The organism is uncultured Anaerofustis sp. (genome assembly GCF_938029165.1).
Classification (GTDB): Bacteria; Bacillota; Clostridia; order Eubacteriales; family Anaerofustaceae; genus Anaerofustis.
Window position 1 is genome coordinate 1 of the sequence record NZ_CALHFB010000004.1, and the last position, 21,834, is coordinate 21,834.

The window sequence follows — 21,834 nt, forward strand, 5'->3', positions numbered from 1 at the left end:
ATCCTTGCCAAACAGAAGTATGCAGTGTATAATATTTACATACTCCGTTTGGGGTGACAGTCCACATGATTACTTGTCAAGGTAGGGTGGGCTGTCTTTTTATTTTTTTGTCTCCGCTTCCAATAATTCTATCGCTCTTGAAACAGCGTTCGTAATGGTAGAATTGTTCTTCTTTATGTACTCATCGAGTATCTTTTTGTGTTTTTCGTCCAGTCGGATTCCAATTCTGTAAACTCTGGGATTTTCTGTCGGTCTACCCATTTTTTTAGACATTAAATAACAATCCTCCTTCCTTTTGTCTAATTTAATAATAATATCGCGTTGAACAAAAGTCAAGCATTTTATCGGATAAAGTAGGATTTATTGATATGTATAGAATAAGACAGTGAGGTTTTTAGCTTTATTATATATATTGATCCATAAATGGTTTTGGATTTAGTAAGATGAACTTAAATAAAAATCAGCAAAGTGATGTATGTCGTGCAATTATTTATTTTAAGTAAATCAGTTTTATTTTTAATAAACAAAAATTTTTGTTTATAGAATTCTCAAATCATTAAACTTATTCTATAAAGTTTGATGTATTTGTCTTTATTTATAGAAAGCTAAATGTATATTTTATTTGATTTTTTATTATGACTTTATCAGTAAATATTATTTAATAATCAATAAACCTAATAGTTATTTCTCTTATATGTTTTATTAGCATAAAATATAAAATCGTTTTTTCCATGGTTTAAATATATATTATTGAATAAGCCTTAAATGTTCAATATAAAGATTATTATGATATAATCTTTATATCAGGAGGTGTTAAAATGTTATTTGATAGTTTTACACTTAAAGGAAACCTTATAAGAAACAGGATAGTTATGTCTCCGATGGTTACATATTCTCTCGTTAGGGAGGACGGTTTTATAGAGGATAAGCACATATCCTACTATGAAAAGAGAGCAAAGAATGAAGTAGGGACCATTATTGTGGAGGCAAGCGGTATCGACGGTAATCAAAAAGCATGGAACCAAATCGGAGTATGGGACGATAAGTTTATCCCGGGGCTTAAAAAACTTGCAGGTGCCATAAACGATAACGGAGCTTTTTCAGTTATCCAGCTTCATAATGCGGGGATAAAAGCAAAGATAGAAGAATGTCCTTACGGTCCGAGCCCCTTGGACGGGTACGGCAGGGAGATGTCAAAGGAAGATATCGAAAAATCCATAAAAGATTTTGTTAACGCGGCTGTAAGAGCGAAAAAAGCAGGCTTTAAAGCGGTAGAGCTTCACGGAGCTCACGGATATCTTTTATGTGAATTTACTCTAAGAAAATACAACAAAAGGAACGACGAATACGGATTTGAAAACTTGGAAGACAGGTACCGTTTTCCTATCGAGGTCACAAAGGCAGTAAGGAAAGCCGTGGGAGATGATTATCCTATTTATTACAGAATGGGAGTTAATATGGAAGATATAGATGATGTCATCAAGGGAGCGGATATGCTTGTAAATGCGGGGGTTGATGTATTAAATATATCTTCGGCTTTCGATGCTTCAACTTCTCTGGAAGACAAAGAACATGAATTCAACTCCGTCACGACAAGTGCAAAGATAATAAAGGAAAACGTCAATGTACCCGTTATATGCGTAAACAGGATATCTACTCCAAAGAGAGCGGAGAAGCTTTTAAAGGAAGGTTATGGGGATTTTACCGCCATAGGCAGAGAACTTCTTTCGGATTATCAGTGGGCATATAAGGCGAAGAACGGTATACCTATAAACTATTGTTATCACTGCAAGCCTAAATGTCGCTTGAACGGCGGAGACAATAAATGCCCTAATCTTATAAAGACGGGGGATACTTTGTATTAAACTTTGCTATTACAAGAACTTAATATAATAGAACTTTGATATAGCTGATATAAACTGCATGTAAGATTATATCGTTAGAGTTTTTGGTATTTTAAAGTAATCCATGTTTAAAATTTTGATTGGATATAGATTTAAACAATACTTACTTGGTTTCATATAAAAATATTAAAACATAAAAAATCATGTATTTTGTGTTGTGGAAATCACAAATATGATTTTGATAATGATCGAAATCTGTTAATAAAAATAAAACCAAATCAAAATTAACTTTAATTAAGATACAAATTTTAGCTGACATAAATCGATTATCAAACATAGAAATTTGGTATTTTAAAATAGTTATTATTAAATATTCAAAGGAGAATAAAAATGTTATTTGATGGATATGAAGTAAAAGGGAATAAGATAAAAAACAGGATAGTGATGCCGCCCATGGTCACTTTCATGCTGGCTAAGGAAGACGGATATGTCACGGATAATCATATATCGTATTATGAAAAAAGAGCAAAAAGCGAAGTCGGAACTATAATCGTTGAAGCGACCGCTACGGATAAATCACAAAGACCGTTCTATCAGCTTGGTATATGGGACGATAAATTCGTAGAGGGACTGTCAAAAATAGCAAAGGTCATAAACGACAACGACTGCTTTTCCGTGATACAGCTTCATAATCCGGGAGTAAGAGCGGCGGGTAAACTGAGTGAACATCCTTACGGCGCCAGTGCTCACCCCGACTACGAGGGAAGCAGAGAAGTTACAAAGGAAGAACTTCCCAAGGTAAAAGAATATTTTGTGAATGCTGCTGTCAGAGCGAAGAAAGCAGGCTTTAAAGCCGTAGAACTACACGGAGCTCACGGATATTTGTTATGTGAATTTACCGCACCTAATTACAACAAAAGGACAGATGAATACGGAGGAAGTTTAGAGAACAGATTTAGATTTCCTATAGAGGTGATAAAAGCGGTAAGAGAAGCTGTCGGAGAAGATATGCCTATATACTATAGATACGGACCGTGCGTTCCCGATATCGAAAGCGGGATAAAAGGAGCGAAGATGCTCATAGACGCCGGGGTAGATGTACTTGATATTTCATATGCAAACAAAGAAGACGTAATTCTTGAAACCGATAACCCTGATTTTAACTACAGCGTATACTCCGCAAAGCTCATCAAAGAAGCCGTTGATGTTCCTGTCATCGCCGTCAATATGATTTCTACTCCAAAAAGGGCAGAGTATCTTTTAAAAAACGAATATGCGGATTTTACCGCTATAGGAAGAGAGCTTATTGCGGATTACCGGTGGGCATATAAGGCAAAGAACCATATACCTATAAATTATTGTTACCACTGCAAGCCGAAATGCCATATGAACAGGGGAGACTATAAATGTCCTAACCTTATAAAGGCAGATGAAACGCTTTATTAAAATAAAAAAAGACGAGATTTTCTCGTCTTTTAATTTTTATTCGCTTATGATTTCTTCGTCGTCTTCATCGATTATATCATTTACTTCTTCGATGATACCTTCTTTTTCTTCGTCGCTCACGTCGGCATCTTCTCCAAGTTTGATTGCTATGATTTGATCGAATAAAGCGTTGATTTCTTCGCATAGTTCGTCTGCCACATGCTCGTAAGAACCTTCTTCTTCATATGCGGAATATACCAGTTTACCTATTTCTCTGTATTTTCTTGAAATTTCATAATCCAGTTTTTCTGCTTGAATTGTTTTTTTTGCACTTTCCGCAAAGCTCTTAGATGCTTCTAAAGCTTCCGAAGAAAATTGTCTTGCTTTTTCCGTTGCTTCTCCCAAAAATTCACTTGCCTTGTTTAATAAATCGTCTTTGTTCATATTAAAACCTCCTGCTTTTATATTATTATACCACATAATATAAATAAAAAATATTTTTTTTCATAGTAGTATAAAAATCAAAAATGTTAACAATAATATCATTAGCACATGAAATTGGGGGACAAAGATGAAGAATTCATATATAAAATTTATGGGAAACAGACCGGAAGATCCTGCGGTCATAAAAAGCGATATAAACTTTACAAACGTTGCAGGTTTAGACGAAATAAAGGAAGAACTTTTGGAAATAAGCGATTTTCTTACAAAACCCGCAAAGTACAAAAAATTCGGAGCAAAGATCCCGAGCGGAGTACTTCTTTACGGACCTCCCGGAACAGGCAAAACTCTTATAGCAAAGGCTTTGGCGGGGGAATGCGGAGCTACGTTCATGTATGCTTCGGGAAGTGAATTTATAGAAAAGTTCGTAGGTATAGGTGCAAGCAGGATAAGAGCTTTATTCGATAAAGCGAGGAAGAAGGCTCCTGCGATAATTTTTATAGATGAACTTGATGCGATAGGAGTAAGCAGGAGTACAGATAATAATTCCGAGAGAGACCAGACATTAAATCAATTTTTAATAGAGCTTGACGGTTTCAGCGAAAACACAGGAGTCGTTGTAATGGCGGCGACAAACAGGATGGATATGCTTGACAGTGCATTACTCAGACCCGGTAGATTTGACAGACATATTTATGTGGGGAATCCTTCAAGTATCACAAGAAAAGAAATTTTAAATCATCATATGCAGGGTAAACCTGTTTCAAAAAATCTTGATATCAATAAAGTGGTTGAAAAGACAAACGGACTCAGCGGAGCACATCTTGCCAATATAGTAAACGAGTCAGCTTTGATGGCAATAAGACAAGGACGAAAAGTGATCACTAATGATGAATTCGATAAAGCTATCATAAAGACCATGGCAGGGCTTAAAAATAAGAGCATGATTTTAAATAACAAAGAAAAAAGGATAGTATCTTTCCATGAGGCGGGACATGCCCTTGTGAGCTTCATTCTGACTGGAGTACTTCCCGATAAGGTAACTATAGTTCCATATGGAGTATCTCTCGGTTTTGTCCTAACCGGGAGCGGAGAAGATAATTTGATACTCACAAAGAAAGAACTCGAAGAAAAAATATGTATGCTCCTTGCGGGAAGAGCCAGCGAAGAGATAATATTCGGAGAAATAAGCACCGGTGCTCAAAATGATATAGCAAAGGCAAACGAGCTTGCCAATTCCATGGTATGCGAATATGGGATGAGCAAATATAAAAATAAGACGTTCGATATAAAAAATGATACTATTTTTAAAGATGAAATAGATGAAGAAGTAACTAAAATTCTCGATACGACTTATTTGAGAGCGAAAGAGATTATAAAGTCTAATGTGGAAGCTATCAACAAGCTTGCAAAACTTTTATATAAAAAAGAAGATTTATCTTCCAAAGATTTGGAAAAAATCTTTGATACAGCCTTGGTATAAAGAATTTATAAAATAACTGTTCTAACTTAGGAGCAGTTATTTTTTATTTGTTTTTTATGAAAACGAATTGCAAAGTAGGATAATATGTGATAAAATTGTGATTAAGATAAGGAGGGAATTTGAATATGAAAAATTCTAAAAAAATATTATGCGGTTTGGTTGCGTCTTTATTTATGTTTTCCTGTGTGTCGGCTGTAAGCGCCGCTACTCCGAAAAAATCGTTAAATGTAAAGTCACCGAGAGAAGTTGTTACAAATAAGTATGTGAAAATTTCTTCACCTACTCATAAGAAAGTATATTACAAAGGTGAAAAAATAAGTGTAAAGGCGACGGTGAAGGATCCCTTCGGTAACGGGTATACCGGAGTAGTTAGTTTTTTAATGGGTACTAAAGGTCAAACTTTATCCGAAGGAAGTACGAAATTTTTTAAAGGAACTTATACATATAAAACAACACTCAATACAAAGAAGGCACCTAACGGTTCAAATTATGTAGTTGTAGGAATAGCTGATGCTACCGACGAAACCGGAAGCAGTATGGAGTTAGCATTAACTGAAATAAAAGTTGCAACTTTAAAAGCTCCGACAAAACTAAAAGCAAAAGCGGGAAAAAGAAAAGTAACACTATCATTCAAAAAAGCGACGGGCGGTAAAAAGTATGAGATCTATCGTTCTACGAAGAAAAATAAAGGCTACAAAAAAGTAAAGACAACCACGTCCAGCAAATTTACGAATAAGAAACTTAAAAAAGGTAAGAGATATTACTACAAAGTAAGAACAGTGAGAGGAAGCGTTAAGAGTTCATTTACTAAACCTATAAGAACTCCTAAGGTAAAATAATAATAAATCAAAAGACCGATTTAAATCGGTCTTTTTTATTGAACATACAGTGAATATTATTTGAAAATTAATTGAATTTAAACGTTAACAGTGGTATCATAGAGGCAAGGAGGGAATGAACATGAAAAATTTAAAGAAAATCGTATGTATGTTTTTATCTTTGTTTTTAGTGCTTACCTGTTTTTCCGCTGTGGGTGCAAAAGAGAAATCTTATGATGGGACAGTAAAAAAAATCTATATTAAAAACAATAAGACATATTATAAGGGTGAAAAAATCAAATTAAAAGCTGATGTTATCGGCATCGATTCTGCCGACACTCCGGACGATGAATGTGAACCTGTTTTTGTTTACGGAGGTTTGACTTCAAAAAAACTATCTTCCAAACTTTTTATTTCCAGTAGTATTTATTCTTCTATAGGTTCTTTGGTACCGTTAAAAGGAGCGTATACATATAATACTACTCTCGATACTAAAAAAGCAAAAATCGGGACTAATTATGTTTTTGTGGTAATAACTATGGGGTCTATAGATGCAGAAGAGGAAATGTCGGTTAAACAAGTAAAGGTGAATATTGCAAAACTAAAAGCCCCTGCAAAATTAAAAACAAAAGCAGGAAAAAGAAAAGTAACATTATCATTCAAAAAAGCGACAGGCGGTAAAAAATACGAAATTTATCGTTCCACTAAAAAGACAAAAGGATATAAAAAAGTAAAGACAACTACGTCCAACAAATTTACAAACAAGAAACTAAAAAAGGGAAAAAGATATTACTACAAAGTAAGAACGGTTAGAGGATGTGTTAAGAGTTCATTCACAAAACCTATAAGGACTCCTAAGGTAAAATAATAATAAATCAAAAGACCGACTTAGTTCGGTCTTTTTTATTTTGTAATAAAGCAAATCTATATAAGATAAATAAATTTATTGTTAGATTATAAATTAAATGGCATTAAAAAAGAAGCAAGAAAACTTACTTCTTTGATTTTTATAAAACTTTGTTTAAGAATTTTTTTGTTCTTTCATGTTTTGGATTATCGATAAGTTCTCTTGCGGGACCTTCTTCCACCACCACACCGTCAGCCATGAATATTACTCTGTCAGCTACTTCTTTTGCAAAGCCCATTTCATGAGTGACAACTATCATAGTCATAGAATGTTTTTTAGCCAAGTTTTTCATAACTTCCAAAACTTCTCCTACAAGTTCAGGGTCAAGAGCCGAAGTGGCTTCATCGAAAAGCATTATTTCCGGATCCATAGCAAGAGCTCTTGCTATGGCGACTCTTTGCTGCTGCCCTCCCGATAACCTGTTCGGATATTCGTCCGCTTTGTCTCTGAGCCCGACCATATCCAATAGTTCATATGCTTTCTTTTCTATTTCTTCTTTTCCCACTTTTTTAACTACCATTGGAGAAAGTGTTACATTTTCAAGAACCGTCTTATGAGGGAATAAGTTGAATCTTTGGAATACCATGCCTATCTTTGTACGTATCTCAACTAATTTTTCCTTTTCTGTCTTTACTACGCTTTTATCGTTTTCTCTGTGAAAAACAAGTTCATCGTCTATGTATATCTTGCCTGAAGTCAGTTTTTCTAGGTGGTTCAGACATCTTAGGAATGTACTCTTGCCAGAACCCGAAGGACCGATTATACAAACTACTTCGCCTTTTTCAATGGTTAAATTTATATCTTTAAGTACACTTAGTTCACCAAAATCTTTTTTTACATTTTCTACTTTTACACTGCTCATGATATCCTCCTAAATGTACCTGCTGGTTTTCTTTTCAAGTCTTTGGAATAATACTATACATACCGATGTAAGTACCAAATATATCCCGCCCGCTACGAAGTAGTAGCTCCAGTCACCGCTTGCCGCAAACTGCTTTGAAACTCTCATTAAGTCCGCCATACCGATAGTGGAAACGAGAGATGTATCTTTTAATATCATTATGAATTCATTTGCGAAAGGTGGTATTATCCTTGAAACCGTCTGAGGTATTATTACTTTAAACATCGCCTGAGAGTAAGTCATACCAAGGGCTTTAGCCGCTTCCATCTGTCCTTTGTCTATGGACTGGATACCTGCTCTGAATATTTCCGAAGTATAAGCTGCGGTATTTAAGGTAAGGGCTATGATAGCCGCCGTGAAAGGTTCAAAATTCAAAGGTGAACCGAACATTTGCTTAAACATCAATGGTATAGCAAAGTATACTACCATGATTTGAAGAAGCAGTGGAGTCCCTCTGAACACCCAAGTATAAACCCATGCGATCCCCTTCAGTATTTTATTTCTGCCGATGCTCATGAATGCGATCACAAGAGCGAGTATCATACCGAGCACTATACTTATAAGCGTAAGTTCTATGGTAGAAACTGTTCCGGCTGCCAGTTTTGAAATCTGCACACTAGTCATAATATTTTCTCCTATTTTACGTTTAATCTTTTACATTATATAATAAAACAAGAAGCCTGGCAAGCAGACCTCTTACTTTTTCGTTTAAATGCCACAATATATACGGTTATTCGTCATATCCTTTTAAAGTCGTATCTATATTTTGTGTTAAATCTTTACCAAATACTTTCTTTGATATTTTTGTCATCGTTCCGTCTTTGCTTAGTTCTTCGAGTATAGGGTTGATTTTATCTATAAGAGCCTGATTGCTTTTTTTAGCCGCAACCGCGATAGGTTCGTTTGTAAGTTTATCGCATGTCTTTACGAATTTATTTGTATTTTTATGAACATAATATTCTCCTACCACAAGGTCTGTCACTACGCAGTCGACACTTCCGCCCTCAAGAGCTACGAATGCTTCGGTCATACCGTCGAACTGTCTTAAATCAAAATCTATCCCTTTAGAAAGGTAATATTGACAGGTACTATCCGATGTCGTGCTTACCTGTACTCCGACTTTTTTACCTGCAAGTTCTTCCACGGATTTTATTTGTTTTCCGCTTTTAGATGAGATTATCACCTGCTGATTTGCAAGATAAGGATTTGAAAGAGCAAGCTGTTCCTGTCTGTCTTTATTTACTCCAACAGAGGAGATTACAAGGTCGTATTTATCTGCGTCAAGGCCTGCGAAAATAGCGTCCCATGAGCTGTTTACGAATTCGACTTTCCTTCCTATTTTTTCACCTATGGCTTTTGCAAGTTCGATGTCAAATCCGACTGTCTTGCCGTTTTTATCTACGTATTCCATAGGCGGATATGTATTGTCTATTCCGACAACCAATGTTTTATCTTTTGTAAATTGAGCTTCCGTAGAAACTGTATCTTTAGAACCGCAGCCGCTTAGTAAGCTAAATCCCAAAATAGATGTCAAAGCGAGTGCCGCGATTTTCTTTCCTTTTTTCATATAATATTTCCTCCAAAATAAGTAAAAAATTTACATCTAAATATACTATAGAATAAGAAAAAAAGCAATAGTTTTTGTTAATTTTTATAAATATTTATGCATATTTATACTATTTTAATATTTGGATAATAATCTTAATATTATTTTAATAAATAAAAAAGAGCCTAAAAGGCTCTTTTAAAAGTTTGATATTATTCGTCGTAATTCTTTAAGTTAGCATCGATATCTTTTGTTAAATCTTCACCGAACAGTTTTTTTGAGATTTCGGATGTTTTACCGCTGTCGATAAGTGATTTTAAAGATTTGTTGACCTGTGCGATCAAAGCAGTGTTTGATTTTTTAGCTGCTATAGCGATAGGTTCGTTTGTAAGTTTATCGCAAGATTTTACATAGTCTTTAGGGAAGTTGTTAACATAATAATCACCAACTACCAAATCTGTTACTACACAGTCAACATTTCCGCTCTTAAGAGCAAGGAAAGCAGCTGTCATATCATCTAATTGCTGTAAGTCAAATTCAAGACCTTCTTTTTCCTGATAGTACTGGCAAGCTTCGTCAGCTGTAGTACCTACTTGAACGGCAACTTTTTTACCGCTTAGTTCTTTTACTGATTTGATTTGTTTTCCGTCTTTAGCTGAAATAACTACCTGCTGATTAGCAAGGTAAGTATCCGATAAAGCAAGAGTTTCCTGTCTTTCTTTGTTTACGCTGATAGCAGAGATAGCAACATCGTATTTGTCTGCGTCAAGACCTGCGAATATAGCGTCGAAACCAACTTGAACGAATTCAACTTCAAGTCCCATATCTTTAGCTATAGCTTTGGCAAGTTCGATATCGAATCCCGCAAGTTCTCCTGTTTTTTCGTCTATGTATTCCATTGGCGGATAAGAAGCTTCAAGACCTACCGTAAGAGTTCCTTCTTTTACAAGTTTTACGTCTTTGCTTGCTTCTTCTTTAGAACCGCATCCCGCAAATAGAGCAAGGCTCATTAGTGCAGCCATTGTAACTGCCATGACTTTTTTTAATTTCATAATCAATCCTCCGTTTATTCCCTTTGAAATTAATAAAAGTTTACTATGATTTTGTATAAAAATCAAGCACTTTTTTATTTTTATGCATTTTTATTTATATTTATACTTCGGTTTTCTTTTTCAAAGAAACAAAGGCCAAAGGGGTTCCACCCCTTTAAAACCCCGCAAAGTTTTTTCCGAAGAAAAAAAACTTTGAGAAAAATTCTTCCACTGCGTGGTGCCAGAGCCTTCGGCAAAAGAGATCTTTAACTTACTGATGTAAATCACCCGCTATTTACCTAAAAGAGTTATTGATTTTAATATAAGAGATAGCTTTTGTACAAAGGCTTTGGGATATCGGTTCTTTCATAAAATGCTGCCCGCATTTTGTGAAACAGTCGCTTTCCCTGCCTAATGTTTAAAAAAAGTTTCTACCTTTAAATTATGATAAAACTTTTTATGTAAGAGGAGTGGGATAGCTTCTCTTCCAAGAAATGCGGGTAGCATTTCTTAGGAAATCGAGAAGCGTTAAAAGCCACCACGGCGAATGAGTGGAGCCCTTTATCTAATCTTTGGGCGAGCAAAGATTAGTGGGTTGTAGGGCAACGCCCTACAGGTCGGCGGATTGTAAGGCTCTGCCTTACAGAATGTTGGGTTGTAGGGTGGAACCCTACATTGTGGTTTAAGGGACACGGTCCCTTATAGAGGAGATTTTTTAATTTTCGCCTGCTTTCTCGGATATCTGTCTAATGTGGGTTTTATCTTTTCTATTACGATTATATCCCTTTTAGAATTTGAATAGGGAAGAGTTATTTCATGGTTACCGTTTAGTTTGCAGGAAAGTGTACCTATAGCATTTTTACTTGTATCCAGCTCTTCCGCTCCTTTGCTTCCTTTTAGGGCTATGAATTTTCCTCCTACTTTTATAAAGGGAGTAGTGTACTCGGTAAGTACATTTAACTTAGCTACCGCTCTTGCGGTCACATAATCAAAACTTTCTCTGTATTCTTTATCGTGAGAGAGTTCTTCGGCTCTTGCATGTATGGCTTCTATATTATTTAGCCCAAGTTCTTTTATTGTTTCGTTCAAATAATTTACTCTTTTGTTTAAACTGTCAAGGAGAAGTATATCCATATCATCGTTTAATATTTTTATTATTATCCCCGGCATTCCCGCTCCCGAACCTATATCTATAAGTCTGCCTTCCTTATTTATATATTTAACGGATACAGCGCTGTCGATGATATGTTTTTCGATGAACTCTTTTTCATCGGTTATAGCCGTCAGATTGAATTTTTTATTTTCTCTTAAGACTATTTCCATGAACTTTAATAGTTTTTCTGCCTTGTTATCTTCTATTTCTATATCGGATTTTTTTAGTCCCGCTTTTAAATATTCTCTTAAATCCATAATATTCTCCTTAGTTAATGTCAAAAATAGTATAACAGAATTACGCTTCAAGAAAAAGGTGTAACATGTTTATTTTTCCTTGTATTTATGTTATCCTTTATAAGAAGATTTTTAAACAGACTGAGAGGACACAATGAAGAAAAAACTTGTTATTATAGACGCATATTCGATTATTTATAAATGCTTTTTCGGGGTAAGACCAATGCATTCTCCGAAAGGTATTTCAACCAATGCGGTTTACGGATTTTTAAATATAATCTTAAAATTGATAAACGATGAAAAACCAAATTATTTATATGCGGCGTTCGATAAGGGACATAAGAATTTCAGACATGATAAATACGCCGACTATAAAGCAGGCAGACAAAGTATGCCCGAAGAGCTGAGAGAACAGATACCTTATATAGAAAAGCTTCTTGACGCCGCAAATATCATCTCTTTGAAAGTAGACGATTATGAAGCGGACGATATCATAGGAAGCGTCAGTGAGGTAGCTGATAAAGAAGGTATAGATACAGTAGTGATCACGGGGGACAGAGATTCATTCCAGCTTGTATCAGAGCATACCAAGATACTCTATTCAAAAAGGGGTATAAGCGATATCGAAGTTATCAATGAAGATTATTTAAAAGAAAAGTATAATCTCACTCCTAAGCAAATGATAGACCTTAAGGCTTTGATGGGAGATAAGTCGGATAATATCCCGGGGGTAAAAGGCGTTGGTGAAAAGACAGCTCTTAATTTGCTTGAAAAGTATTCTACCTTGGACGGAGTTTATGAACATATAGACGAAGTAAAAGGAAAATTACAGGAAAAGCTTATAAATGATAAAGACAATGCTTTTTTAAGCAGAGAACTGGGTACCATTGAAGTAAATATGGATATCGACCTCGATTTAAATGAGGAATGTAACTTTAATTTTGAAAACGAAGAATTTATTTCCATACTTCAGGAGCTTGATTTAAAATCAATAATCAAAAAGCTTGGTGTTAAAGTAGGTGACACCAGTGAAGACAGCACAGAGAACGAAAAGGACGATTTCTCTCATATAAAAGAAGAATATAAAACTATTTCAAAAGATATTTCCTTAGATGAAGTATTAAGAAACATAAAGGATAAAAAGTCCCTTAGTGTTTATTTTGTTTTAAGCGACGATTATAAAAAGATAAAAAGTGCCATGATTTTTGATAAAGATAATTTTTATCTTTATGACGGGAGTGTTTCAGATATAAGTGAACTTATTAAAATAATGAACTTAGGTCCCGATATAGTCACTCATAATTTCAAAGATGTATATAAGGTATTTGTTTCAAATGGATATGATAATATCCACTGCAGATTTGATATATATCTCGGAGGATATGTTTTAAATCCAAGCGATGAAAGATATTCTCTCGAAGTAATGAGCAAGAAATATCTTGATATAGATTTGGAAGAAGAAAAAGGCGAAGCTGTTCAGCAAAGCTTTCTTGATATGGAAGACAACAATAAATACAATATGCAGATGAAAAAAGCTAAATGCATTTATTCTCTCGCAAGGATTTTTAAAGAAAAAATCAAAGAAGAGGAAATGGAAGATCTATACCAAAATATAGAGCATAAACTGATGTATGTTTTAGGTGATATGGAACTTGAAGGGTTTAAAGTAGATTTGAATACTCTTGAAGAGCTCGGTGTCGATTTTGACAGAAGGGTAGAGGATCTTACAAAAAGGATAAGAGGAGCTGCTGGAGAAGACGAGGATTTTAATGTGAATTCCACGAAACAGCTCGGTCATGTCTTATTCGATAAAATGGGGCTTCCCGCACTTAAAAAGACAAAGACGGGATATTCCACAAATATAGAAGTCCTCGAAAAATTAAGGGATCATCATCCTATCATACCGATGATAATAGACTTAAGACAAATAAGCAAGCTCAATTCCACTTATGTAAAAGGGCTTGTGAGCCTCATAGATAAGGATACGAATAAGATACATTCCACATTCAATCAAACGATAACCACTACAGGGAGGATCTCTTCATCAAATCCCAACCTTCAAAATATCCCCGTAAGGACGGAAGAAGGCAGGATAATAAGGAAAGTATTTATTTCAAGCAGTGAAAACAATGTGCTCGTGGATGCGGATTATTCCCAAATCGAACTTAGAGTGCTTGCTCATATTTCAAATGACGAGAAACTTATAAACTCATTTAAAAATAATGAAGATATCCATACCAGGACCGCAAGCGAAGTATTTAACGTACCTATAGATGAAGTAACATCCGAAATGAGAAGCAGTGCAAAAGCCGTCAACTTCGGTATAGTTTACGGGATAAGTGATTTCGGGCTATCAAAGGGACTGTCTATTTCCAGAAAAAACGCAAAAGAATATATAGATACTTACCTGGCAAAATATCCGGGAGTATGTAAATACATGGAAGATATAGTAGTTACAGCAAAAGAACAGGGATATGTTACTACCATGTTCAACAGAAGAAGATATATAAATGAAATATATTCAAAGAATTTTAACGTGAGGTCGTTCGGAGAGAGGACGGCTCTAAACACTCCTATTCAGGGAAGTGCGGCGGATATAATAAAGCTTGCAATGGTAAATGTTCAAAACGAACTAAAGACAAGGAAATTAAAAGCAAAACTAATACTTCAGGTACATGATGAGCTTATAATCGATACACCTATGGAAGAAGTAGAGGAAGTAAAAGCTCTTTTAAAAGATAAAATGGAAAACGTAGTAGATATGTCTTGTCCGCTTAAGGCTGATATATCCGTAGGGAAAACTTGGTTCGAGGCGAAGTAATGAAAATAATAGGTCTTACCGGTTCAATAGGAACGGGAAAAAGTTCCGCAAGCGAAATACTCAATAAAGAATTTGATATCCCGATAATCGACGCAGACAAAATCAGCAGAGAAGCCGTCGAAAAAGGCAGCAGGGGACTAAGCAAAATAGAAAATGAATTCGGCAAAGAATTTATCACGGAAAACGGAGAACTCAACAGGATAAAAATGGGGGCTCTGGTTTTTTCCGATGAGAAAGCAAGGCTTAAGTTAAATGATATAGTTCATCCCGAAGTGACTAATAGGTTCAATGAACTTGTAAATAAATATAGAAATGAAAATAAGCCTTATGTCGTTTACGACTGTCCTTTGCTAATAGAAGAAAAGCTTACGGGCTTTGTAGATGTCGTAATGCTTATTTATACTTCTTTTGATATCCAGTTAAGTAGAGTAATGCTTAGAGATAAGATAAGTAAGGAAGATGCAGTAAAACGTATTGAAGTTCAAATGAGTCCTGAAGAGAAAATCAAATATGCAGATATTGTAGTTGATAATAACGGAAATTACTCTGATTTAAAAGAGAACATAAAAAAAGTATATCAGGGTAAATTTTCTAAAAATAATACTTGCATAAATATACATTAATATGTATAATGTATCATATTGTGGAGGTAATGAGATGATAAATGTTGGTATTTTGGGGGCTACGGGTTATACCGGAGCAATCCTTGTAAGTATACTTAAAAAACATAAAGAAGTAGGAAATATAAAGCTGGGCTCTCATAGTTATGTAGGGCAGGATTTCAGCGATGTATACAAGGCTTTTAAAGATATAGAGGACAGTAAATGTCTGGATAGCGATATGAATGAATTTGCAGATGAATGCGACGTTGTGTTCATGGCTCTTCCTCACGGAGTTGCTTCAAAAGTCGTAACAAAGGAAGTCTTGGAAAAAACTAAAGTAATAGACCTGGGGGCGGATTTCAGGCTCAGTGATATAGATATATATGAAGAGTGGTATAAGACTAAACACTACGGTGAAAGTGTACTCGGTGAGAGTGTTTACGGCCTGTGTGAAATAGAAAGAGAAAATATCAAAAATACGAGACTTCTCGCAAACCCGGGATGTTATACTACGTGTTCGATATTATCCCTTTATCCGCTTGTAAAAGAAAAATTAATAGATACAAAATCGATAATCATAGACGCAAAGTCGGGAGTAAGCGGAGCGGGAAGAAAAGCTTCGACGGGTTCTTTATTCTGCGAGTGCAACGAAAGCATAAAAGCCTACGGTGTAGGGACTCACAGACATACCCCCGAAATTGAAGAGCAGTTATCCAAGCTTGGAGACGATATAACTTTATCTTTCACTCCTCATTTGGTACCGATGAACAAAGGTATTTTGACTACTATTTATGCTAATATAAATGATGGTGTAGAGGAAAGCGATATAAAAGAAGCTTATGAAAAATATTATAAAGACGAATATTTCATAAGGCTCAGAGAAACGGGAGACCTTCCGGTGACTAACTATGTAAAGGGAACGAATATCTTTGATACCGGCTTTGTTTTGGATAAGAGAGTGAACAGAGTCATAGTATCAAGCGTTATAGATAACCTTATGAAAGGTGCTTCATCACAGGCAGTACAAAATATGAACATAATGTTCGGCTTTGATGAAAAAGAAGGGATTGATTTTGTTCCTATGTATATATAGTTTCTTTTGGAAGAAACAAACTTCAAGGGGCTCTGCCCCTAAAATCCCTTAAGGGACGCTGTCCCTTAGGAACCCTGCCCTTTTTTGTCCGAAGAAACAAAAAAGGGGTAAAAATTCTTCCACTGCGTGGTGCTAAGCCTTCGGCAAAAGGGATCTTTAACTTACTGAAGTCATTCACCCGCATATTACCTGAAAAAGTTATTACCTTTAATATATGATATATTTTTTTGAAATGGTAGGGGCAGAGGTCGTTTTAAAATCTCAAGCAAGATTTTTTTGTTAAAGAACTATCTCATCCAAATAATTAGGATTTAACTTTTGATATAAATGATTTATTAGATGTAATGGTAAATTTAAAGGACGGGGTAGCGGTCGTTTCAAAAATCTCGGGCAGAGATTAAATAAGGAAACTCGCAAATATTCCTTCGGAAATCCGCTCGTGTTATTCATAAAGCTAAAGCTTGAATAAATTTAACTTTTGTTAAATTTATCTGTTCTAACGAACAGTGAATAGTCAAATTCGACCGCGTTAAGAGCCATCACGGCGATTGAGTGAAGCCCTTTATTCTTAAACTTTGGGCGAGCAAAGTTTAAGCAGGGTGTAAGGGACGGAGTCCCTTGTAGGAATTGTAAGGCTCAGCCTTACAAATAATAGTAAGGAGTATAACAATGAAAACAGAAAAAGGATGCGTTGTTGCACCAAAAGGATTTTATGCTGCCGGCAAATCTACGGGACTTAAGAGAAAGAGAAAAGATATGTCTCTTATATATTCCGAGAAACCATGCAATGTCGCGGCAGTATTTACCACCAATGAGGTAAAGGCTTCAAGCGTACTTCACAATATGGAATTATATAATAAAGGCAAAAAAGCCAGAGCCATAATAATAAACAGCGGGAATGCAAATGCCTGCACGGGAGAAGAAGGACTTAACAATACATATAAAATGGCTGAAGAGACGGCAGCTTGTCTTGCTTTGAAACCTGAAGACGTATATGTCAATTCTACGGGAGTTATTGGAGTACAGCTTCCTATGGATACTATTATTATGGGGATAAGAGAAGTTTCTCTTGCTCTTGATGATGATATAGTTTCAGGGATAAACTGTGCGGAAGGTATCCTTACGACGGATACTTTTATAAAAGATAAAGCCGTTGAAATAATAATAGATGATAAGAAAGTCAAAATAGGAGGCATCGCCAAGGGGTCTGGAATGATACATCCGAATATGGCGACTATGCTTTCCTTTATCACTACAGATGTAAACATAGACGACGCTACTTTTAAAGAACTTTTAAAAGAAATAGCCGACGATACATATAACATGATTTCCGTCGACGGTGATACTTCCACAAACGACAGCGTCATCGCTCTAGCCAACGGTATGGCGGGAAACGAACTTCTTACAAAAGAACATAAGGATTATAATGTGTTCAAAGACGCATTTACTTTTGTATGCAAACATCTTGCAACTCAAATCGTAAAAGACGGCGAGGGTGCTACGAAGTTCATGGCGGTCAATGTATTAAATGCCGATACAAAAGAAAATGCTAAGAAGATAGCCAAGAGCATCATAGGTTCTTCCCTTGTTAAGACGGCGTTCTTCGGAGAAGACGCGAACTGGGGCAGGGTACTTTGTGCCGCAGGATACTCGGGGGTAAAGTTCAATCCTAATATAGTAACTCTTTCATTTAAAAGTGCAAAAGGGGAAATTGAACTTTATAAGGACGGGATAGCCCTTGATTTTGATGAAGAAAAAGCCCTTGAGATACTGCAGCAGGTTGAAATAGAAATAGATATAAACATGAATGCGGGAAATGAAAAAGCGACTGCATGGGGCTGTGATTTAAGCTACGAATATGTAAAAATAAACGGAGAGTACAGAAGCTGATGGACGATAAATATATGGAAAAAGCCAATATTTTAATAGAAGCTCTTCCTTACATAAAAGAGTTTTACGGTGAGATAGTGGTAATCAAATACGGCGGAGCGGCACTGGTAGATAAAGAAATGGAAGCCAGCGTGATAAATGATATCGCTCTTATGAAGCTTGTCGGTATAATGCCTGTGATAGTTCACGGCGGCGGTAAAGATATAAATAAGATGTTAGACAGGGTCGGTAAAGAACATAAGTTTATAAACGGACTTAGGTATACCGACAATGAAACTATGGATATAGTGCAGATGGTCCTTGCCGGAGGGGTAAATAAAGACTTGGTTTCCCTCTTTACAAATCAGGGAATGAATGCCATAGGTATTTCGGGACAGGACGGTCATATACTGGAAGTCGAAAAACATACTCCGGGAGGAGACGATATAGGATATGTAGGTAAGATAAAAAGCGTAAACCCTATGCTTATAGCAAAACTTATCGATGATGATTTCATTCCTATCATAGCGCCTGTTGGTGTTGATGAGACGGGACACAGCTATAATATAAATGCGGATTTTGTTGCCTGTCATGTGGCGAGTGCACTGAGTGCAAAGAAATTATTATTCATGTCTGATATAGAAGGAGTCCTCGATAAGGATAAAAATCTTATTAGACAGATAAATATAGGTGATGTACAAGGTCTAATCGACGACGGCACAATAGACGGAGGAATGATACCGAAGATAAAAGGTGCCAAAGAAAGCGTTGAAAACGGCGTTGAAGGCGTACATATAATAGACGGAAGAGTTGAACATAGTTTATTAATAGAATTATTTACAAACTATGGGATAGGAACGATGATCAAGGAGTAAGAAATGGAAGATATAATTAAGACCGGAAGTGAAGTTTTAATGAATACATATGGAAGGATCCCTGTAGTCTTCGACAAAGGAGAAGGAGTTTATCTATATGACGATAAAGGGAATAAGTATCTTGATTTTGTAGCCGGGATAGCCGTCAATGCTCTCGGATATAACGACGAGGGACTTAATAATGCTTTGAATGAGCAGATGAAGAAATTCTACCATGTTTCAAACCTTTATTATACAAAGCCGAACGTAGAAGCTGCAAAACTTTTAGTGGATAACAGCAAGCTGGACAGAGTATTTTTCTGTAACTCGGGAGCTGAGGCTACCGAAGCTGCTTTAAAGTTATCAAGACTTTATGCTTATAAATTCAAGAATAAAGAAACCAAAATAATAGCAATGAAAAATTCTTTTCACGGCAGGACTTTCGGTTCCATAACCGCAACGGGACAGCTTAAGTATCAAAAGGGGCTCGGACCTATTTTGCCCGATGTCACTCATGTTGATTTTATGGACTTTGAAGCCCTTGAAAAGGAAGCGAGAAGCGGTGCCTGCGGTATAATCCTTGAACCGGTTCAGGGTGAAGGGGGAATAAGACCCGCAACGAAAGAGTTTTTACAAAAGGTAAGAAACTTATGTGATGAACTTGATATACTCCTTATATTTGACGAAGTCCAGTGCGGTATCGGAAGGAGCGGATATTTATTTGCTTATGAATACTTCGATGTCGTTCCCGATGTCGTGGCAATGGCTAAAGGTCTCGGGGGAGGTTTTCCTATAGGTGCGATTTTAGTAAGCGAAGATAAAGCTAAAGGGTTTGAGCCAGGAAATCACGCTTCTACCTTCGGAGGGAATACACTTGCTTCCACCGCAAGCAAATACGTTATAAACAAAATCTTAAACGAGGGTATCCTTGATAATGTAAAAGAACAAGGTAAATATTTGAAATCAAAGCTTGAGGGTCTAAAAGAAAAATATCCTTTCATATCAGATGTAAGGGGAGTAGGTCTTATGCTTGGTATGGAACTTGATTTCCCTGTTTCGGATATTATAAATAAAGCTCTTGAAAAAGGACTTCTGCTGCTTAATTCCGGAACGAACATAATAAGGTTTGTACCGCCTCTTATTATTTCCAAAGAGGACATTGATAAATGCATTGAAATACTTGACAGTATCTTGAGTGAAGTATAAATATTGATTTAAAAGTAAACTTTAATATAAAATATTTAAAGTAAATTTGATAAAAATATTACACTAACAAACGTAATAGTATATATAATACGTAATAAATGTTATTATATGTTATATATACGATTAAAAGAGAAAAAATTATGCAATTTTCTAATTTTTTCTTTTTTTTATAGTAAACTTTGTGGTATTATATATTTATATATTGTATTTTGATAAATTTATATATTTTTGTAAAGTGAATGGGTGATAGAGATGGAAGAAAAAAACACACCAAAGAATAGAGTCGTTGTTAATATTCTAGGTACTAATTACACTATAATAACAGATAATGATGAAGACAGCTTAAAGAAAGTTGCAGGCTTTGTAGATGAACTCATCAAGGAAGTAAAGAAAAACAATCCTTATATGAATCCTTATACGGCTGCAGTGTTATCTTCACTTAACTTATGCGAAGAATTATTCTCCTTAAAGGATGAGGTGGAAGACCTCAGAAAAGACAAGGAAGAATATGAAATACTTACCGATTACAAGGAAAAATTGATGTCAGCTTTGGAAGAAGCCGAAGCAAACGAAGCAAAAAGACTTTCCATGCAGTATAAGTATGAAAAACTTGAAATCGAGAATGAAGAATTGAAAGATTTACTTGAAGAGTATAAGGAAAAGTTCACATCTATGAGAAGTGAAATAGAACTCAACAGAAGGTCTATAAGCGAACTTCAAAATAAACTTCTTGAAAATCAAATCGAACTTGTAAAAGCAAGAAAGAATATACTCGATTATTCAAGCTAGGTATAAAAAATAAAAAGCTTTCAAATTTTGAAAGCTTTTTTTTATTTAATATTTTACCATGCTATTTAATCTATCCAGTTTAGCTTTATCCATAGGTTTTACGTCTTTTAATTTATAGTCCATTCCCAGTTTTTCGTATTTGTTTATTGCCATGTTATGATATCCCAAAAGTTCCACTTTTTCTACATTTTTTATTTGTTTTATAAATTCATTCAAACTCTCGATGTATTCTTCGTTATCGTTTATACCCGGGATTATTACTTGTCTTATCCAAACTTTTTTACCAAGTTCATTTATATCTTCGATGATTTTAAACAGTGTTTCCTGACTTCTGCTGGTTATTTTAGTAAACTGCTTGGGATTTGTGTGTTTTATATCCAAAAGTATCAAGTCCGATTGGTTTATTGCCTCATGTGAGAATTCATCGTAATACGTCCCGCTTATATCTATGGCACAGTTTATGTTTTCCTTTTTAAGTGCTTTTATTGCTTCGATAAGGAATTCGCCTTGAAGTAAAGGTTCTCCTCCCGAGAATGTTACTCCGCCGTCGTCACCGTAGTAGGGGATGCCTCTTTTAGCTCTTTTAACTAAAGTTGCTGCATCTACTTCACTTCCGGCTCCTATTTTCCAGCTGTCGGGATTGTGACAGTAAAGACATCTCGCCGGACACCCCTGCAGGAAAAAAACCGTCCTTATTCCCGGACCGTCTACGGCTCCGAATGTTTCTATGGAATGTAATCTGCCTTTAACCATTTTTCTATCCTCTTATAATAATTCTTAATTAAGAAATGATACCGGACATAAGACCGGTACCA

General features: G+C 35.6%; 20 protein-coding genes. 12 read left to right on the forward strand and 8 right to left on the reverse strand.

All coding sequences use genetic code 11. The features are described from left to right. Positions 1-99 precede the first annotated feature (99 nt). Entirely contained in the window at positions 100-273 is a 174-nt protein-coding gene (locus Q0516_RS00865) for a hypothetical protein (RefSeq protein ID WP_294467856.1), read from the reverse strand. A 545-nt stretch (positions 274-818) separates the two neighbouring features. Between Q0516_RS00865 and Q0516_RS00870 the strand changes: the two genes are divergently transcribed. Together Q0516_RS00870 and Q0516_RS00875 are read left to right on the forward strand one after the other, a co-directional pair. Continuing rightward, positions 819-1,865: an NADH:flavin oxidoreductase gene (locus Q0516_RS00870; RefSeq protein ID WP_294467859.1), complete on the forward strand. Its 1,047-nt coding sequence runs from the start codon at positions 819-821 to the stop codon at positions 1,863-1,865. 369 nt (positions 1,866-2,234) lie between these two features. Next, entirely contained in the window at positions 2,235-3,290 is a 1,056-nt protein-coding gene (locus Q0516_RS00875; RefSeq protein WP_294467861.1) for an NADH:flavin oxidoreductase, read from the forward strand. Between the two features lie 36 nt (positions 3,291-3,326). On the opposite strand, the gene Q0516_RS00880 is transcribed toward Q0516_RS00875, so the two are convergent. Then, positions 3,327-3,713 carry a hypothetical protein gene (locus tag Q0516_RS00880; RefSeq protein WP_294467864.1) on the reverse strand — a complete coding sequence of 129 codons (387 nt, stop codon included), beginning with the start codon at positions 3,711-3,713 and terminating at the stop codon, positions 3,327-3,329. A 127-nt stretch (positions 3,714-3,840) separates the two neighbouring features. Here Q0516_RS00880 and Q0516_RS00885 point away from each other — a divergent pair, with 127 nt between their 5' ends. The 3 genes from Q0516_RS00885 to Q0516_RS00895 all read left to right on the forward strand — a co-directional run bounded on the left by Q0516_RS00885 (position 3,841) and on the right by Q0516_RS00895 (position 6,879). Then, positions 3,841-5,193, forward strand: coding sequence for an AAA family ATPase (locus Q0516_RS00885; protein ID WP_294467866.1), 1,353 nt, complete (start codon positions 3,841-3,843; stop codon positions 5,191-5,193). Between the two features lie 125 nt (positions 5,194-5,318). Beyond that, on the forward strand, positions 5,319-6,032 hold the full coding sequence (locus tag Q0516_RS00890; RefSeq protein WP_294467869.1) for a hypothetical protein: 714 nt from the start codon (positions 5,319-5,321) through the stop codon (positions 6,030-6,032). Positions 6,033-6,153: 121 nt separating this feature from the next. Further along, on the forward strand, positions 6,154-6,879 hold the full coding sequence (locus Q0516_RS00895; RefSeq protein ID WP_294467875.1) for a hypothetical protein: 726 nt from the start codon (positions 6,154-6,156) through the stop codon (positions 6,877-6,879). A 139-nt stretch (positions 6,880-7,018) separates the two neighbouring features. Here the strand turns inward: Q0516_RS00895 and ehuA are convergent, their stop codons facing one another. The 5 genes from ehuA to rsmG all read right to left on the reverse strand — a co-directional run bounded on the left by ehuA (position 7,019) and on the right by rsmG (position 11,806). Next, entirely contained in the window at positions 7,019-7,780 is a 762-nt protein-coding gene (gene ehuA / locus Q0516_RS00900; protein ID WP_007049368.1) for an ectoine/hydroxyectoine ABC transporter ATP-binding protein EhuA, read from the reverse strand. Positions 7,781-7,789: 9 nt separating this feature from the next. Next, positions 7,790-8,443, reverse strand: a complete 654-nt coding sequence (locus Q0516_RS00905; RefSeq protein ID WP_257481052.1) for an amino acid ABC transporter permease — start codon at positions 8,441-8,443, stop codon at positions 7,790-7,792. A 106-nt stretch (positions 8,444-8,549) separates the two neighbouring features. Continuing rightward, positions 8,550-9,386, reverse strand: coding sequence for an ABC transporter substrate-binding protein (locus tag Q0516_RS00910; protein ID WP_294467877.1), 837 nt, complete (start codon positions 9,384-9,386; stop codon positions 8,550-8,552). Between the two features lie 191 nt (positions 9,387-9,577). Continuing rightward, positions 9,578-10,417: a transporter substrate-binding domain-containing protein gene (locus tag Q0516_RS00915; protein WP_294467880.1), complete on the reverse strand. Its 840-nt coding sequence runs from the start codon at positions 10,415-10,417 to the stop codon at positions 9,578-9,580. Between the two features lie 678 nt (positions 10,418-11,095). Then, positions 11,096-11,806, reverse strand: a complete 711-nt coding sequence (rsmG, locus tag Q0516_RS00920; protein ID WP_294467886.1) for a 16S rRNA (guanine(527)-N(7))-methyltransferase RsmG — start codon at positions 11,804-11,806, stop codon at positions 11,096-11,098. A gap of 133 nt (positions 11,807-11,939) precedes the next feature. On the opposite strand from rsmG, the gene polA reads away from it, so the two are divergent. The 7 genes from polA to zapA all read left to right on the forward strand — a co-directional run bounded on the left by polA (position 11,940) and on the right by zapA (position 21,019). Further along, positions 11,940-14,606 carry a DNA polymerase I gene (gene polA / locus Q0516_RS00925; RefSeq protein ID WP_294467889.1) on the forward strand — a complete coding sequence of 889 codons (2,667 nt, stop codon included), beginning with the start codon at positions 11,940-11,942 and terminating at the stop codon, positions 14,604-14,606. Beyond that, positions 14,606-15,229, forward strand: coding sequence for a dephospho-CoA kinase (gene coaE, locus Q0516_RS00930; RefSeq protein WP_294467892.1), 624 nt, complete (start codon positions 14,606-14,608; stop codon positions 15,227-15,229). Before polA ends, coaE begins: the two co-directional genes overlap by 1 nt. Positions 15,230-15,263: 34 nt before the next feature. Continuing rightward, a complete protein-coding gene (gene argC / locus Q0516_RS00935) occupies positions 15,264-16,301 on the forward strand; it encodes an N-acetyl-gamma-glutamyl-phosphate reductase (RefSeq protein ID WP_294467894.1) in 1,038 nt (345 codons plus the stop codon). Positions 16,302-16,970: 669 nt separating this feature from the next. Further along, positions 16,971-18,191 (forward strand): bifunctional ornithine acetyltransferase/N-acetylglutamate synthase, encoded by a 1,221-nt coding sequence (argJ, locus tag Q0516_RS00940; protein ID WP_294467896.1) that lies wholly within the window; start codon positions 16,971-16,973, stop codon positions 18,189-18,191. Further along, positions 18,191-19,045 (forward strand): acetylglutamate kinase, encoded by an 855-nt coding sequence (gene argB, locus Q0516_RS00945; protein ID WP_117532039.1) that lies wholly within the window; start codon positions 18,191-18,193, stop codon positions 19,043-19,045. The genes argJ and argB overlap by 1 nt, the downstream gene beginning before the upstream one ends. Positions 19,046-19,048: 3 nt before the next feature. Beyond that, on the forward strand, positions 19,049-20,230 hold the full coding sequence (locus Q0516_RS00950; RefSeq protein WP_294467903.1) for an aspartate aminotransferase family protein: 1,182 nt from the start codon (positions 19,049-19,051) through the stop codon (positions 20,228-20,230). A 252-nt stretch (positions 20,231-20,482) separates the two neighbouring features. Beyond that, a complete protein-coding gene (gene zapA, locus Q0516_RS00955; protein ID WP_007049350.1) occupies positions 20,483-21,019 on the forward strand; it encodes a cell division protein ZapA in 537 nt (178 codons plus the stop codon). Between the two features lie 45 nt (positions 21,020-21,064). On the opposite strand, the gene pflA is transcribed toward zapA, so the two are convergent. Then, a complete protein-coding gene (pflA, locus tag Q0516_RS00960) occupies positions 21,065-21,772 on the reverse strand; it encodes a pyruvate formate-lyase-activating protein (RefSeq protein WP_294467910.1) in 708 nt (235 codons plus the stop codon). Between the last annotated feature and the right edge of the window lie 62 nt (positions 21,773-21,834).